11 protein-coding genes and 1 pseudogene are annotated in these 15,621 nt (G+C 72.4%); 6 read left to right on the top strand and 6 right to left on the bottom strand.

What is annotated here, in order from left to right; translation table 11 throughout:
• The 3 genes and pseudogenes from fabG to WBK50_RS05060 all read right to left on the bottom strand — a co-directional run bounded on the left by fabG (position 1) and on the right by WBK50_RS05060 (position 7,757).
• Positions 1–771, bottom strand: a complete 771-nt coding sequence (fabG, locus tag WBK50_RS05045) for a 3-oxoacyl-[acyl-carrier-protein] reductase (protein WP_341334464.1) — start codon at positions 769–771, stop codon at positions 1–3.
• A pseudogene (locus tag WBK50_RS05055) lies at positions 771–6,415 on the bottom strand (ATP-binding protein). The gene fabG and the pseudogene WBK50_RS05055 overlap by 1 nt, the downstream one beginning before the upstream one ends.
• 4 nt (positions 6,416–6,419) lie before the next feature.
• The gene (locus tag WBK50_RS05060) at positions 6,420–7,757 is read right to left on the bottom strand and encodes a 3-oxoacyl-ACP synthase III family protein (RefSeq protein ID WP_341334467.1); all 1,338 of its coding nucleotides are present in this window, start codon (positions 7,755–7,757) and stop codon (positions 6,420–6,422) included.
• On the opposite strand from WBK50_RS05060, the gene WBK50_RS05065 reads away from it, so the two are divergent.
• The 4 genes from WBK50_RS05065 (at position 7,744) to WBK50_RS05080 (ending at position 10,905) form a co-directional block, all read left to right on the top strand.
• Positions 7,744–8,487 carry a hypothetical protein gene (locus tag WBK50_RS05065; RefSeq protein ID WP_341334468.1) on the top strand — a complete coding sequence of 248 codons (744 nt, stop codon included), beginning with the start codon at positions 7,744–7,746 and terminating at the stop codon, positions 8,485–8,487. The genes WBK50_RS05060 and WBK50_RS05065 overlap by 14 nt on opposite strands.
• Positions 8,488–8,748: 261 nt before the next feature.
• Positions 8,749–9,294, top strand: a complete 546-nt coding sequence (locus WBK50_RS05070; RefSeq protein ID WP_341334469.1) for a carboxymuconolactone decarboxylase family protein — start codon at positions 8,749–8,751, stop codon at positions 9,292–9,294.
• 28 nt (positions 9,295–9,322) lie between these two features.
• Entirely contained in the window at positions 9,323–10,489 is a 1,167-nt protein-coding gene (locus tag WBK50_RS05075) for an acyl-CoA dehydrogenase family protein (RefSeq protein ID WP_341334470.1), read from the top strand.
• A gap of 29 nt (positions 10,490–10,518) precedes the next feature.
• Positions 10,519–10,905: a VOC family protein gene (locus WBK50_RS05080; protein WP_341334471.1), complete on the top strand. Its 387-nt coding sequence runs from the start codon at positions 10,519–10,521 to the stop codon at positions 10,903–10,905.
• Here WBK50_RS05080 and WBK50_RS05085 read toward each other — a convergent pair.
• From WBK50_RS05085 to WBK50_RS05095, 3 genes are read right to left on the bottom strand one after another with little or no spacing between them, the layout of a single operon-like run.
• Positions 10,902–11,348: an SRPBCC family protein gene (locus WBK50_RS05085; RefSeq protein WP_341334472.1), complete on the bottom strand. Its 447-nt coding sequence runs from the start codon at positions 11,346–11,348 to the stop codon at positions 10,902–10,904. The genes WBK50_RS05080 and WBK50_RS05085 overlap by 4 nt on opposite strands.
• 31 nt (positions 11,349–11,379) lie before the next feature.
• Positions 11,380–11,850 carry a winged helix-turn-helix transcriptional regulator gene (locus tag WBK50_RS05090; protein ID WP_341334473.1) on the bottom strand — a complete coding sequence of 157 codons (471 nt, stop codon included), beginning with the start codon at positions 11,848–11,850 and terminating at the stop codon, positions 11,380–11,382.
• Between the two features lie 54 nt (positions 11,851–11,904).
• Complete coding sequence (locus WBK50_RS05095) at positions 11,905–13,299, bottom strand: MFS transporter (protein ID WP_341334474.1); 1,395 nt, start codon at positions 13,297–13,299, stop codon at positions 11,905–11,907.
• Between the two features lie 295 nt (positions 13,300–13,594).
• Between WBK50_RS05095 and WBK50_RS05100 the strand changes: the two genes are divergently transcribed.
• The gene (locus tag WBK50_RS05100; RefSeq protein WP_341334475.1) at positions 13,595–14,005 is read left to right on the top strand and encodes a TIGR03618 family F420-dependent PPOX class oxidoreductase; all 411 of its coding nucleotides are present in this window, start codon (positions 13,595–13,597) and stop codon (positions 14,003–14,005) included.
• 177 nt (positions 14,006–14,182) lie between these two features.
• On the top strand, positions 14,183–15,586 hold the full coding sequence (locus tag WBK50_RS05105) for an ATP-dependent 6-phosphofructokinase (protein WP_445942224.1): 1,404 nt from the start codon (positions 14,183–14,185) through the stop codon (positions 15,584–15,586).
• Positions 15,587–15,621: the final 35 nt, after the last annotated feature.

Below are 15,621 nucleotides of genomic sequence, written 5' to 3' on the forward strand. Positions count from 1 at the left end.
CTACATGTCCAGCCCGCCGTTGACCGAGATGACGCTGCCCGTGATGTAGCCCGCGTCGTCGTCGACGAGGAACTGCACCGCGCGCGCGATCTCCCGCGCCTGCCCGAGCCGGCCGATCGGCACCTTGGCGATCAGCTTGTCCAGCACCTTCTCCGGGATGGCCGCGACCATCTCGGTCTCGATGTAGCCCGGCGCCACGCAGTTGACGGTGACGCCCTTGCGGGCGACCTCCTGCGCGAGGCTCTTGCTGAACCCGAACAGCCCGGACTTCGACGCCGCGTAGTTCGCCTGGCCGATCCCGCCCGACTCGCCGATCACCGAGCTGATGTTGACGATCCGGCCGAAGCTGTTGCCGGTCATGTGGTCCAGCACGTTCTTGGTCATGTAGAACGCGCCGGACAGGTTGACGCGCATGACCGCATGCCAGTCCTCGACGGTCATCTTGCGGACGGTCTTGTCCACCGTGATGCCCGCGTTGTTGACCAGGATGTCGACACGCCCCCGCTGCTCCAGCACCTCCGAGACCACCCGCCGGCAGTCCTCGGGATCCCCGACGTTGCCCTGGTGGATCGAGACCGAACCGCCTTCGGCCCGCAGCTTCTCCGCCAGCTCTTCGGCGGCCTTGCTGTTGGAGCTGTAGCCCGCGGCCACGTGCACGCCCTGCTTGGCGAGCGCGGTGGTGATCGCGGCCCCGATCCCGCGGGCGCCGCCGGTGACGATGGCGGTGCGCGGCTCGGGGTGGGTGTCGGTGGCTGGAGCAGCGGTGGTCATCAGGTCTCCTCGTGGGTTTCCGGAATGCGTGCCAGTGTCTTCGCCATACCGCGCTGAACGGCCTCGACCAGGTAGGGGCGGAGCCGGTGCGGGTTCACGATGTGGTGCACCGAGCCGACGCGCTGCGCCCGCTCGATGGAGTGCTCGGTGTCGAACTCGTCCGCGACGGCGCCGAGCTTCTCCGAGCGGACGTCCGCCCGGACGGCGGCGAGCTCGGCCCGCAGCCGGGCGGCCTCGGGCTCGTCGCGGGACTCGACCGCGGCGGCGACGCGGGCCTCGAGGCCCGTCACCCGCTCGTCGGCGTCCGTCCGCTTGCGGACCTCACCGGCGAACACCACCGCGGCGGCCGGAGCGCCACCGAGCACCGAGGCGTACGAGCCCTCCACGGCGGCGATCTCCATGGTGTCGTTGAGCGTCGCGGAGAACACGACGAACGCGCCGCCGTGATAGCGGGAGACCACGCAGAACACGATCGGGCCGTCGAAGTTGACGACCGCCCGGCCGATCTCCGCGCCGTACTCCAGCTGCAGCGAGCGCAGGGACTCCGGCGAGCCGTCGAAGCCCGACAGGTTCGCCAGCACGACCAGTGGCCGGTTGCCGCTCGCCGCGTTGATCGCCCGCGCCGCCTTCCGCGACGAGCGCGGGAACAGCGTGCCCGCGGTGAACTGCGACGGGCCGTCGACGGGCAGCGGGCCGCGCCGCGGGATCGGCTTCGACTCGATGCCGATCAGCTCGACGGGAATGCCGCCGAGGTGGGCGTCGAACACGACGACGGAGTCCGCGTCGTGCATGTCCTCCCACCGCTCCAGCGGGGTGTGGTCGAAGTCCGCGACACCGCGCATCACCGAGCGGATGTCGAACGGCTTCTTGCGGCCCGGGTTCGTCTCGGCGGAGAAGATCTCCCCGAGGGTGGTGAAGTCCCCGCCCGCGTGCGGCGCGGTGGTGATGTCCCGGTCCGCCGGGTCCGCCGTGGGCGCGGGCCGCGGGAACCGCTCGCCGGGCAGCCGGTAGGCGTGCTCGTAGTGCCGGAACAGCACGTCGATGGCGCCGCCCAGGTCCGGGGCCCAGTACTGCCCCTGCCCGTTCGGACCCATGATCCGGTCGTAGCCGCCGATGCCGAAGTTGTCCTCGGCCGAGACGCCGCCGGAGTAGTCCAGGGACTGCTTGCCCGTCAGCACCATCGTGCTGTCCGGCGTCATGACCAGGATGCCCTTGGTGTGCATGAGCATCGTGGCCTCGGCGTTCCAGTACGGCTGGGCGCCCACGTTGATCCCGGTGACGACGACGTTGATCTCGCCGCCGGCCTGGGTGAACTCGATGATCGAGCGCAGGGCCCGGGAGATCCAGTCCATGTTCTCGGTGCCGGAGTCCATGGCGATCTTCGCGCCCGCCGAGACGGCGAACCACTCGATCGGCGCGTCCAGCCGCTGCGCCAGCTCGATCGCCGCGACGACCCGGGCGCACTCCGGCTCGGCCAGCGCGCCGAGCGCACGGGTCGGGTCCCCGATGAGCACGACGCGCGTCATGCCCTCCGGGTAGCGGTCGGTCGGCGTGGTGACGGTGCCGAGCACGATGTTGGCCGTGTTGCGGCCGGGCTCGCGCTGGACGGGCGCCGCCGTCGGATAGGTGTCCGCCTCGGGGTCCAGGTCGTACTCGACGAAGGTCCCGCCGGACTTCGTGAGCAGCGGGACGATCTCGTACGGGTACACCGCACCCCGCCGGCGCGCCTTGATCACGTTCTGCGCGTAGGCGTCCAGCTCGCGGAGCAGGTGGGTCGGCGGCTCGGTGAGCTGCAGGGTCAGCCCGGCACCCGGCGGCCGGGACATGCGCAACATGAACTCCGGGGCCTCGCCCCGGCCGGGGCAGGCGCGTGGAACTGCACCATCACCTGCTCGAGGCCGAGTCCCCCGGTCCGCGGCGCGAGCGTGCTGAGCACGGAGTCCAGCTCGTCCACCGGGATGTCGACGACCGGCCAGACGTAGAGCAGGATCCGGTTCCAGCCGAGCCTGGCCAGCTTCGGGTCCTTGCTCCGGGCGCTGCGCAGGCTGTCCAGGCAGGCGTCGAGCACCCGTTCCAGCTGCGGCAGCGAGCGGATCCGCCCGTCCGTCTCGTCCCGCAGGACGGTCAGCTCGCGCACGTCCGTCAACGCCAGCAGCCGCTGGTCCTCGCGGACCTGCTTGCCGGTGGCGTGGAACAGGTGGACGTCCGGTGCGGAGTCCAGCCGGCGCAGGTCGAACGCGCCGAGGCGCCAGAGGCCGAGCCGGTCCCCGACGAGCGGGTGCAGCCCGCGCAGGGTCCGGTTCTCGACGAGCGTGCCGTCCGCCTCGGGGCGGAAGGTGAACCAGATCGGGCCCGGGTCGCACACCGGGTCCTCGACCGTGGTCGGGTTGGGCCGCACGGCGACCGCGACCCGGGTCAGCTTCTCCGGCGGCACCGAGCCCAGCGCCGCGCGGACGCGCTCGGCGCGGGCGTCGGCGTCCCCGCGGTCGTCCGCGTGGGTGGAGGTGACGTAGAGGTCGACGACCGCGGTGCGGCCCTCGGGCAGCTCGGAGACCAGGCGCCGGGTCTCGTCCGCAGCGGCCTTCGCCCGTGCCGGGTCGTTGTTGTCGATCACCGTCGCGATGACGCGCCGGTCCCGGCCCTCGTGGGTGTAGTCCGTGGTGAGCAGCGGGCGGCCGTCCTGCTCGGTCACGGTGATCTCGCCGAGCGGGCGGACCCGGTAGTAGCGCCGGGTCATCACCTCGAGCAGGGCGGCGTTGTGCTCCGCGCCGAACACCCCGAGGATCGGCTCCGACGACGCGACGAGGGACTCGATCCGCTCCGCGCGGTCCGGCGCGTCCGGGTTCTCGGTCAGCGCGTCCAGGGACGCACGGACCTTGTGCAGCACCTCGCTGCGCTCCGCCGCGACGGCGGGGGCGTCGAAGAGCCGGTAGCGCACCTGGCGCGCCAGGTCGCCGACGACCGGGTGCCGCACCTGGGTGGCCCGGACCAGCTCGTCGAGGGTGCCCAGGTACTCGTCCCGGGCCGCGGGGGACAGCTCCGCCACCGAAGCGGGGTGGGTCAGCCGCCACTGCAGCAACGCCATCACGACCGGCACGTGCGCGGTGGCCCGGCGGTGCGCGAGGAACATCCAGTACAGCGCCGGACCCAGGTCCTGGTGCGCGAGGTCGGTGACGCCGTAGTGGGCCAACGCGCGGCGCAGCTTCTGCTGGAAGGACTCCGGCAGCTGCTCCGCCTCGGCGTCGCGCGAGCGCAGGAACGCGTAGAGGTACTCCTGCGGGTTGCGCCCGGTCTCCTCGGCGGCCTCCCCGTTGGTCGTCTCCGGGACGCTGAGCTCGCGGCGGTTGCGGGACAGCGACGACAGGTCCGCGAAGATCCGCAGCACCGCGGTCTCGCCGAGCAGCACGGAGGGGTCGTCGCCGGGCAGGGCCTCGCGGGCCTTCCCCAGCCGGGAGAGCAGGGGCTTGGCCTCGCGTTCGTCGACGTCGAAGCCCAGGACCTGCCAGCGCAGCGCGGTCAGCACGTCCGCGGCGACCGCGCCCGGGTCCGCGGCGCTCTCGCCGGACCCGGCCAGCGCGGAGAAGTCCGCCCGGTCCCCGGAGGGCCCCGCGGCGGCCGGATCGGCCGTCGGCTCCAGCCGGACCAGCTTGGACCCGCCCTCGACCTGCGTGTTCGCCGGCACCAGCACCTCGGCGACGACGCCCGCGAACGGTGCCCGCAGCGCGGTCTCCAGCTTCATGCTCTCGACGACGGCGACGACGTCACCCTCGGCGACCGTCTGCCCGGCGGTCACCGGCACCGCGACGACCATCGCCGGGGCGGGCGCGCGGACCATGCCGGCCTCGCCGCCGGAGATCCGGTGCACGGCGCCGTCGACCTCGACGAGGTAGTCCGCGTCCTGCGGCGCCGAGAGGACCGAGTAGGTCGTGCCGCCGAGGGTCAGCCGCCGCTCGAACCGGCCCGAACGCTCGACGTCGACGTCGACCGCCTGGGTGGTGGAACCCCCGCCCGCGGCGGGCAGCTCGAGGACCACGCGGTACCGGTTGGCCCGGGTCCGCGCGACGCGCAGCCGGTAGGAGTCGCCGCCGGCGCGGACGTCCGTCTGGTGCCAGGTCTCGTAGCCGACCTCGGGCCGGCCGCGCTCCGCGGAGGCCAGCAGCCGGTGCTGCTGGCGGGCGACGTGCCCGTCGTGCGCCTCGACGGCCGCGGCCAGCAGCGCCACGTCCAGGCGGCGCGGCGGCGTGTAGCCCTGCGCCATCATCCCGTCGAGCCAGGTGGTGTCGGTGTCCCCGGTGACCAGCTCGGGCCGGGACAGCAGGTCCAGCAGGAACGCCTTGTTCGTGGTGCCGCCGTCGATCACCGCGGCCGTCTGGCGCAGCGCGCGGACGAGCCGGGCGCGGGCCTCGCCGCGGTCCCGGCCCCACGCGATGACCTTCGCGATCATGGAGTCGAACTGCGGCGGGATGACGTCGCCGGCCGCGACGCCGGTGTCCACCCGGATGCCCGGGCCGCTGGGCAGCGCGAGGTGCTCGATCCGGCCGGGGGCCGGTGCGAACTCGCGTTCCGGGTCCTCGGCGGTGAGCCGGGCCTCGATGGCGTGCCCGGAGCCCCGCGGGGCCTCCGGCGCGACGTCCGCGAGCTTCCCGCCGCCGGCGATGTGCAGCTGCAGCTTGACGATGTCGACGCCGGTGACGGCCTCGGTCACCGGGTGCTCGACCTGCAGCCGGGTGTTGACCTCCAGGAACGACAGCAGCCGCTCCTTGGGCTCGTAGAGGAACTCCACGGTGCCCGCGTTGGTGTAGCCCGCGGCGCGTACCAGCTCGGCGGCCGAGGACCGCAGCAGCTCCTCCTGCTCGGCGTCGAGCGCGGTGGACGCGGACTCCTCGATCACCTTCTGGTTGCGGCGCTGCACCGAGCAGTCCCGGACGCCCAGGGTCCACACGTCGCCCGCGGCGTCCGCGACGACCTGCACCTCGACGTGCCGGCCGCCGCGGACCGCCCGCTCCAGGAACACCGTGGCGTCCCCGGCCGTCTTCGACGCCTCCGAGCTCGCCCGCTCGAAGGCCTCCGGCAGCGCGTCCGGCGTGGCGACGTAGCGGATGCCCCGGCCGCCGCCCCCGGCCGTCGCCTTGACCATCAGCGGGTAGCCGATGGACTCCGCCGCCGCGCGGGCCGCGTCGAGGTCCGCGACGGGGCCGCCGCTCCACGCCGCCAGCGGGACGCCGACCTCCTCGGCCAGCCTCTTCGCGGCGATCTTGTCACCGAGGCGGCGCATGACGTCCGCGGACGGGCCGATGAAGGTGATGCCGAGGCGGTCGCACAGCTCCGCGAACTCGGCCTTCTCCGAGACGAACCCCCAGCCCGGCCAGACGGCGTCGGCCCGGGAGACGCGCAGGGCGCGCTCCAGCTCGGCGTAGTCGAGGTAGGGGCTCGGTCCCAGATGGTCCGGGTCGTCCGGGCCGATCAGGACGGCCTCGTCCGCCTCACGGACGTACATGGCCCGCCGGTCGACGGCGGTGTAGAGCGCGACGGTGCGCAGCGGGGATTCCCCCTGCGCGTTCCATTCGCGGACTGCGTGCACGAGCCGCATGGCGGGCTCACCACGGTTGACGATCGCGATCCTGTGGAAGCTCACGGGCCACATCCTGCTAGACCCCGAACGCGACGTGTACATCGTCGCTCGTGGTGCCGGGAATCGGAGGGAGATCGGCCGCGTCCGGCGAGCCGGCCGGTCGCTCCCCGACGCCGCCGAGGACGACCTCCGGCGCGACGATCGACGGGTCGACGGTCATCACCGCGTACCCGCCCACCGCGCCGGCGCCGAAGCCCGGTGCGAAGACGCGCATCGGCGCGGTGATCACCTTGTCCCGCACGGCGTCGAACAGCGCGATCGGGATGGAGGCCGCGGAGACGTTGCCCATGGTCTCGATGTCGAAGTAGAGCTGGTCCGCGGACAGCCCGGCCTTGTCGGCGAGCTGCAGGATCATCGTCTTGTTGGCCTGGTGCGGGACGATCAGGTCGATCTCCTCGAGCAGGGTGTCCGACGTGTCGCCGGGCAGCTCGCCCAGCTCGCCGATCATCTGTGCGAGGTAGCGGGCGACCAGCGCCTTCACCTCGGGCCCGTAGACCGTGATGTCGTTGTCGAACTCCGGGTTCGGCCAGATGATCGAGTTCACCTGCTCGGGCGGCCCGCCGGCGTAGGTCTGCAGGATGTCGACGTCCCCGGCGGACCCCTCCGCTGCCGGGGCCACGACGATCGCCGCGGCGCCGTCACCGAAGATCATCCGCGAGGTGCGGACACTGCCGATCTTGTCCGAGAACTTCTCGACGCAGACCAGGAGCACCGGCCGCTCGACCTCCTGCAGCTGGCGCACGGCCTCGGCGAGGCCGTAGGGCAGCCCCGCGCACGCCGCGACGATGTCCGCCGAGCAGTGCGTCTGCAGGAGGCCGAGCTCGCCGGAGAGCCAGGTGGACAGCGACGGGATCAGCCGGTCGCTGGTGCAGGTGGCGACGAGCACGGCGCCGATCTCGTCCGTCGAGCGCCCGGAGTGGGCGATGGCGGCCTTCGCCGCCTCCAGGGCGAGCTCGCCGATGTCGTGTCGGGTGTAGCGGCGCTGGTCGATGCCCGTCTTGGCGCTGATCTCGGCGGCGCTCATCGGCGACCAGGAGAAGCTGGTGTTCCGGACGACGTCGGAGTTGTCGCAGACCAGCTCGCCGCGGACGATCGCCAGCGCCTCGAGCTTCGGCTGCACGGTGAACGCCTCGCGCACCTTGACCGGCGGGAAGGGGCGCACCGGCGCCTTCGGGACGACGGGGGACGCCGTCCGCTGGGCGGGCACGCGGCCCGCCCTGACGCGGTCCAGGAACGCCGAGACCTCGCGGGTCCGCGGGTGGAACGCGATGACGATGTCGTCGTCGCCGATCTCCGACGCCGGCCTCAGCTCGGTCTTCGAGCGGTCCCAGGGGTACTGGTTGTGCAGCACCATCGCCCAGCGGGTCAGCGCCTCGAGCTTCCGGGACGGCGGCCTCGGCGTCGTGGATCTCCTGCGTGGTGAAGACCGGGTAGTCCGGGTCGTGCTGGGGAAGCACGAAGGTCAGCGCGTCCGGCGTGCGCAGGAACTCCGCGACGGTCGGCTTGACCGCCGGCAGCTCGGTGGCGTGGTGGCGGCGGTTGCGGAAGACGTCGAAGAGCAGGTTGAAGACGGCGTCCTCCGCCGTCTCGTCCCACGCGGCGGGCAGCTCGCGATACGCCTGCTCGACCGCGGCGACCTTCCGGTCCCCGTCGACCCACGGGGTGAGCACGGGCAGGAAGACGTCCGGGCGGTGCCGCGGGACGTCCCGCCAGCGCGTCGGGCGCTTGTCGTACATCGTCATCGAATAACGGTTGACCCAGAACATGTTCTGTCCCAGGTCGCGCAACAGCTCGAATCGGCTGGGGTAGGCGCCGGCCTCCACCCGGGCGAGGATGTCCGTTCCGGTGGGGGCCTTCGACTCGAAATCGCGGCCGATGACGGCGCCGAACTGCTCCAGCGAGTCGAGCACCGAGAAATCCAGGTCGGGCGAGAAATTGGCGGGAAAGACCAGACGGCCATGGTTGTTGACCACGAACGGCTTCATGTGTGGCGGACCTCCGTTGCACCGGGCATCACGAGGAAACTCCTGGTCGTGAGCCTGCGCAACCGCGAGTGGGTGGATCGGGCGGTGAGGGAACGGTAGCGGGATTCCGGCGATGATCGACAGGTGACCTGGGTCCCGATCGCCCATTCTGTACCGGGCCCGGTCACCGTTGACGGTTACCTTCCGGTAATACTGTGGAGTGTTACCGCGGAGTGTTACTCGTGCGTTCGTGACGGATTTCCGCGTCCCCGCACGTGACGGCCGCATGAGCCACCACTGTGGACGGCACGGGCCGAGCAGATTCTACGGATCGTCGAACGTGCAGCGGCGGCGGCGGGAGTCGCCTACGGTCTGCAGAACATGGCTCGTGTCACGTATGCAGATGCCCGGAACGTCCCGCCGCAGACGGCCGCGACCCTGGGGAAGGTGCCACCGCTGCACGTCTTCGGGCTCGTCGCCCGCGCCGACACGGCGTTCCGGCCGTGGCTCAAGTACGGCGGCGCGCTGCTCGCGGACCTCGCGATCGACCCGTTGCTGCGCGAGCTCGTCATCCTCCAGGTCGGCCGGCTGAACGCCCGCTACGAGTGGGACCAGCACGTCCCGATCGCCCTGGCCGCGGGCGGCACGCAGGAGCAGGTCGACGCCCTGGACCGCGGCGAGACCGGCTCCGAGCTGTTCACCCCGGCGCAGCGGGCGATGTTCGCGTTCGTCGCAGACTTCGTCCGGGACGGCGAGGTGCCCGACGCGACCTACGCTGCGCTGGCGGCCGAGCTGGACGAGAAGCAGATCGTGGAGGTCGGGCTGGTGGCCGGGCACTATCTCGGCCTGGCCCGGCTCATGACGGCGCTGCGCATCGACCCGGACGAGGCGGTCGGCGTCGAAGGCCTGCCCGCCGCCCGCGTCTAGGACACACCCGGACCGAGAGGGAGTCACCGTGGACTTCACGCCGAACGACGACCATCGCGCCATCCGGGAGGGTGTCCGCGCCGTCTGCAAGGACTTCGACGACGCCTACTGGCGCGCCTGCGACGCCGAGCACCGCTTCCCCTGGGACTTCTACCGGGCCATGGCCGACGGCGGCTGGCTCGGCATCTCCCTCGCCGAGGAGTACGGCGGGGGCGGGCAGGGGATCACCGAGGCGTCGATCGTCCTGGAGGAGGTGGCCGCGTCCGGGGCGGCGATGAACGGCGCGAGCGCGATCCACCTGGCCGTGTTCGGGATGAACCCGGTGGCGAAGCACGGCTCCCGTGCGATGCGCGAGGCGTACCTGCCGCGCGTCGCGTCCGGGGACCTGCACGTCGCGTTCGGCGTGACCGAGCCGGACGCCGGGACGGACACGACGTCGATCGCCACCCGCGCCAGGCGGGACGGGGACCGTTACCTGGTCCGCGGGCGCAAGGTCTGGACGTCGAAGGCCCAGGACTGCGAGAAGGTCCTGCTGCTCGTCCGGACGACCCCGCTCGAGGAGTGCGCGAAGCGGACGGACGGGATGACGCTGCTGCTCGCGGACCTGCAGCGGCCCGAGGTGGACATCCGGCCCATCCCGAAGCTCGGCCGCAACGCCGTCGCGTCCTGCGAGGTGAGCTACGACGACCTGCCCGTCCCCGTCGCGGACCGGGTGGGCGAGGAGGGCAGGGGCTTCCGCTACCTGCTCGACGGGCTCAACCCCGAGCGCATCCTCATCGCCGCGGAGGCGCTCGGCATCGGCCGTGCCGCGATGCGCAAGGCCGTGGCGTACGCGGGGGAGCGGGAGGTGTTCGGCCGGCCCATCGGGAAGAACCAGGGCCTGGCGTTCCCGCTCGCCGAGGCGCACATGCGGCTGCACGCGGCGGAGCTGGCCGTGCGGGAGGCGTCCTGGCGCTACGACGAGGGGCTGCCCTGCGGCGAGCACGCCAACACCGCGAAGTTCCTCGCCGCGGAGGCCGGGCACTTCGCCGCGGACCGGGCGATGCAGACCCACGGGGGCTTCGGGTACGCGGACGAGTACGACGTCGGCCGGTACTGGACGGAGTCCCGGCTGATGAAGATCGCCCCGATCTCCCAGGAGATGGTGCTGAACTTCGTGAGCGAGCACGTGCTGGGGCTCCCGCGGTCCTACTGAGGGAGTACCTCGGCACTAGGGTCGGGTCCGTGGAGATTCTCGCCGGCCGTGTCCTGCTGCGCCCGGTCGATCCGGACGTCACCACGGTCTTCTACCGGGACGTCCTGGGCCTGGCCGTGTACCGCGAGTTCCCGGGCGGCACGGTGTTCTTCCTGGGCGGCGGGTTCCTCGAGGTGTCCGGCCGCGGCGAAGGGCCCGGCACGGGCGACGGAGTCCGGCTCTGGATGCAGGTCCGGGATCTCGCGGGGGCCCGCAAGGAGCTCGCGGAGCGCGGCGCACGCATCGTGCGCGAGCCGCGCCGCGAGCCCTGGGGCCTCGACGAGATGTGGGTCGAGGACCCGGACGGCGTGCGGATCGGGTTCATCGAGATCCCTCCGGAGCACCCGCTCCGCAAGGACATCCGGACGAGCCCCTAGGTGGGGTTGGCCGTCCCCTCGACCGCCGTCCCCTCGACGGTCCGCTTGATCTCGGCGAGGGTCTCCTCGAGGCCCGCACGGACGGCCGGGCCGTCGGCGTGTTCGGTGTGCAGCGACACCACGACCTCGGACTCGCCCTCGGCGGCCCCGTTCACGGCCAACTCGCCGTGGTAGCCGTTGCGGCTCTCCGAACCCCAGCGCAGGGCACGCGTCCGCTCGTCGGCCTCGAACCAGGCCTCGCCTTCGCGGCGCTTCCCCTCGACCTCCGCGACGACGTGGATCTCCTGCGCACCGGGGTGTCCGGCGTCGGAGGCGTCCTTCCCCGTCGGCTCGGCATCGCGCATGGCGGAGAAGTAGTTCGGGAGGTTGTGCACGTCGGAGAGGTAGCGGAACAGCGAGTCCGGGTCGGTCGCGACGGTGGTGCTGTGCTCGTAGTCACCCATGGCCGCGGGTACCACGGTTCGCGGTACCCAATCAGCTCGCCCGGGTCACGGCCCCCGGGCCGGGCAGGGTGCGCAACCCGCGGTGCTCGGCGATGACGTGGCCCTCCTCGCAGCGCAGCTCGGCGTGCACCGCGGCGCCGCAGCCGGGGTGCTCGATCCGCATCGGCGCGCCGGCCTCCCCGGCCAGGTGCCTGTCGCCCCAGTCCAGCATCGCGATGACCACGGTGCGGAGCTCCGCGCCCGCGGGGGTGAGGTGGTACTCGTGGCGCTCGCGCCGGCCGGGCTCCCGGTAGGGCACCCGGTCGACCAGCCCGGCCTCGACCAGGGTCGCGAGCCGTCGGGTGAGCACGTTGCGGGCGATACCCAGGTGCCCGGCGATGTCGTCGAACCGGCGGACCCCGTTCAGGAGGTCACGCAGCACGAGGACCGTCCACGCGTCGCCGATTATCGCGGCGGTGCGGGCCACCGAGCAGCTCCTGCTGTCCAGTTCGGTCCAGTCCACCCCGCCAGGTTAACCGCGCTGGGTTGCCGGGAACAACCGAAGCGCGGGCCCCGGTCAGGGGGTGCTGCTCGTGACCAGGGCGCCGGCGTTCTCGCTGTGGCCCGCCCCCCGGGGCGACGGGGTCAGGGCCGCCACGACCGTCCCCAGGACCGCCGCGCCGGCGCCGGCCAGGAAGATCGTGGTGTAGGCCCCGCTCGAGGGGAGCACCCGGCCGCCCAGGTCGAGGGTCATCGCCGTCGTCACGGCCGCGACGACGGCGGTGCAGGACGAGGTCCCGAGCTGGCGCATGAGGGTGTTCAGGCTGTTCGCGGCGGCCGTCTCGGTCTCCGGGACCGCCCGCATGATCAGCAGCGGCAGGGCGGAGTAGGCGAGCGCGGCGCCGATCGAGGCGACGGTCGCGGCCAGCATGAGCAGCAGCAGGCTGCCGGGCAGCAGCGCGAACGCGACGTTGCCGACGACCAGGACCGACGCGCCGAGGACCAGCGTGGTCCGGGGCCCGCGGGTCCGGGAGATCAGGGCGGAGGTCGAGGAGAACACCACCATCGCGCCGCCGATCGGGAGCAGCACGACGCCGGCGACGATCAGGGAGAGCCCGAACCCGTAGCCGGTCTCCACCGGCGCCTGCAGGATCTGGGTCGCCACGACGAACGTCGCGAACATCGAGAAGCCGATCAGCACCGAGGTCACGTTGGTCCAGAGCACGGGGGGCCGCGCCGTCACCCGCAGGTCGACCAGCGGTGCCCGGGTCCGCAGCTCGTGCCGGCCCCACACCGGGACGATCACGAGGAAAGCGCCCAGCAGGCCGAGGGTGACCGGCGACGCCCAGCCCCACTCGCCGCCCTTGGACACGGCGAGCAGCAGGCACACCAGCGCCGTGCCGATCCCCGCCGCGCCGATCAGGTCGAACCGCCCGCCCGTCCGCACGCCGGACTCCGGGACCAGCCGCACGACCAGCAGGATCTGGACGAGGGCGACGACCGCGGCGCCCGCGAACAGCCATCGCCAGCTCGCGAACTGGGCGACCACGCCGGTGAGCGGGAGGCCGATCGCGCCGCCGACCCCGAGCGAGGAGCTCATCAGGCCGACGCCGCCGCCGATCTTCTCCGCGGGCAGCACGTCCCGCATCAGGCTCATGCCGAGCGCGATCACGCCGAACGAGACGCCCTGCAGGACCCGCGCCACCAGCAGCACCAGGATGTTCGGCGCCAGCGCGCCCAGGAGCGAGCCGAGCCCGATCAGCACGAGCGAGCACAGCAGCATCCGGCGCTTGCCGTACATGTCCCCGAGGCGGCCCAGGACCGGTGCGGACACGGCGCCCGCGACGAGCGTCGCGGTGATCAGCCACGCCGCCGTCGACGGGGTGGTGGACATCAGCCGCGGGAACTGCGGCAGCAGCGGCACGACCATCGTCTGGATCAGCGCCACCAGGAGCCCGCACGAGGCGAGCACGCCGATCGCGACCCCGGGGCGGCGACGGGCGATCGCGGAGGCGTCGTCGCCGATGGTGGCGGGTGGGGCGGGGGCGAAGCTCGGACACGCGGCGTCTCCGTCCGGATGAGCAGGGTTCCCGTCCAGGTGACCACGACGCCCGTTTCGCCCGCAAGGTGAACGCTTGCCTTTGCCAAGTATCTCACCGAGCAACGTCGTGTTCGTCCGGTTCACCCTTTCGGGTGGCGAAGCCCGTACGGCCGTTCGGCGGCAGGCGCGTCGGTCGCCGTCGGGCCCGCCGGGCAGGATGGCCGGCATGGCAGTCCGACGTCTCGAGCCTGGATCGGTGTCCGAGCAGTTCCGCGAGTTCTGGACCGAACGCCACCTGGGCACCCTGGTGACCCTGCGCCGGGACGGGACCCCGCACGTCGTCCCGGTGGGGGTCACGGTGGACGTCGAGCAGGGCGTCGCCCGGGTCATCTGCCGCGGCGGCTCGCAGAAGGCGCGCAACGTCGCCGCGGCCGGTCCGGCGGGGGCGCGGGTCGTGGTCTCCCAGGTCGACGGCGCGCGCTGGTCCAGCCTCGAGGGGGTCGCGACGGTGCGGGACGACGCCGAGCGCGTCCGGGACGCGGAGGAGCGCTACGCGAAGCGGTTCCGGGTGCCCCGGGTGAACCCGGAGCGCGTGGTGATCGAGATCGTCGTCGACCGGGTCCTGGGGCTGGCCTGACCGCCCGCCGCGGAACTCCCACCCCCCGGCCTGTCCTTCCAGGTCCGGGTGGGGCACGCTGGTGGGGCAGGACCGAGGTCGCCGTCCCCACCGTCGCGGGGTGACCGATCCGACGCACGTGCACACGGCCGTGCGGTCGAGACAGGGACAGGACACCGGGTCGCGGGGAGTGGTGAGGTGAGCGAGGCGTTCGATCACGTGAACGAGGCGGGGGAGCAGCCCGGCGGGAACAACGTCGTGCCGCTGGACCGTCCTGTGGCCGTCGATCCCGCGGACCTGGACATCGCGACCCTCGGCCCGTGCCGGATCACCTCGCCGATGGCGCCGCTGCTGGACTCGCGGCGCACCACCGAGCACTACATCGACGAGGACGACCGGGTCCTGCTCGACGACACCCTCACCAAGGTCACCTCGCGGGGAGTGCCGCTTGAGCGGCTCCCCGGGCTGGAGCCCTGCGGTCCGCGCCGGAAGATCTACTTCGACCCGTCGAAGACCCGGGTGGGGATCGTGACCTGCGGCGGTCTGTGCCCCGGGCTCAACGACGTCATCGCCGGGCTCGTCCGGACCCTGACCTACCACTACGGCGTGCGCCGGGTCGTCGGGTTCCGCAACGGGTTCCAGGGGTTCATCTCCTCCTACGCCTACGACGTCGTCGAGCTCACCCCGCAGTCCGTCCGGGACATCTCGGTCGACGGCGGCACGGTGCTCGGCACGTCGCGCGGACACCAGGACCCGGAGGAGATCGTCGACTGCCTGGAGCGGATGCACATCAACGTGCTGTTCGTGGTCGGCGGGGACGGCACGATGCGCGGCGCGATGCAGATCGAGCGGGTGATCGCCGAGCGCAAGCTCAAGATCGCGATCGTCGGGATCCCGAAGACGATCGACAACGACATCCCCTACATCGACCAGAGCTTCGGCTTCCAGACCGCGTTCTCCCGGGCGTCGGAGTCGATCCGGGCGGTCACCGTCGAGGCGAAGTCCACGGCGAACGGCATCGGCCTGGTCAAGCTGATGGGCCGGCACTCGGGCTTCATCGCCTGCTACGCCGCGCTCGCCCGCAGCGACGCCGACGTGGTGCTGATCCCGGAGGTCCCCTTCGCCCTCGAAGGGGAGAACGGGCTCCTGGCGCACCTGCGCAAGCGGGTCGAACAGCGCGGCCACGCCGTCGTCGTCGCCGCCGAGGGGGCGGGCCAGGAGCTCCTGGCGGGCGACGCGGCCACGGACGCCTCGGGCAACGCCAAGCTCGGGGACATCGGTCCCTACCTGCGGGAACGCATCGCGGCCCACTTCGCCGAGGCCGGCGTCGAGACGTCGCTGCGCTACATCGACCCCAGCTACGCGATCCGCAGCGTCCCCGCGAACCCGTACGACAGCGTCTACACCGTCCGGCTCTCCCAGGCGGCGGTGCACGCCGCGATGTCCGGCCGGACGGCGATGGTCGTCGGGCGCGTGCGGCGCCGGTTCGTGCACATCCCGATGGCGATGGCGGTGAGCAAGCGCAACCAGGTGGACCCGCACGGGGACCTCTGGATGGCGGTCCTGGAGTCGACCGGCCAGCCCTTCCGGTTCGGGGACTGACGGAGCAGCCGACCCACCGCCCGACGCCCGTCCAC

Origin of the sequence: Pseudonocardia sp. T1-2H (assembly GCF_038039215.1) — a bacterium.
GTDB lineage: Bacteria > Actinomycetota > Actinomycetes > Mycobacteriales > Pseudonocardiaceae > Pseudonocardia.

Bases quoted from the DNA above. Each gene is read 5' to 3' on its own strand.
- fabG (WP_341334464.1), bottom strand. From the start codon at position 771: ATGACCACCGCTGCTCCAGCCACCGACACCCACCCCGAGCCGCGCACC.
- WBK50_RS05060 (WP_341334467.1), bottom strand. From the start codon at position 7,757: ATGGTGCTGCACAACCAGTACCCCTGGGACCGCTCGAAGACCGAGCTG.
- WBK50_RS05070 (WP_341334469.1), top strand. From the start codon at position 8,749: ATGGCTCGTGTCACGTATGCAGATGCCCGGAACGTCCCGCCGCAGACG.
- WBK50_RS05085 (WP_341334472.1), bottom strand. From the start codon at position 11,348: ATGGGTGACTACGAGCACAGCACCACCGTCGCGACCGACCCGGACTCG.
- WBK50_RS05100 (WP_341334475.1), top strand. From the start codon at position 13,595: ATGGCAGTCCGACGTCTCGAGCCTGGATCGGTGTCCGAGCAGTTCCGC.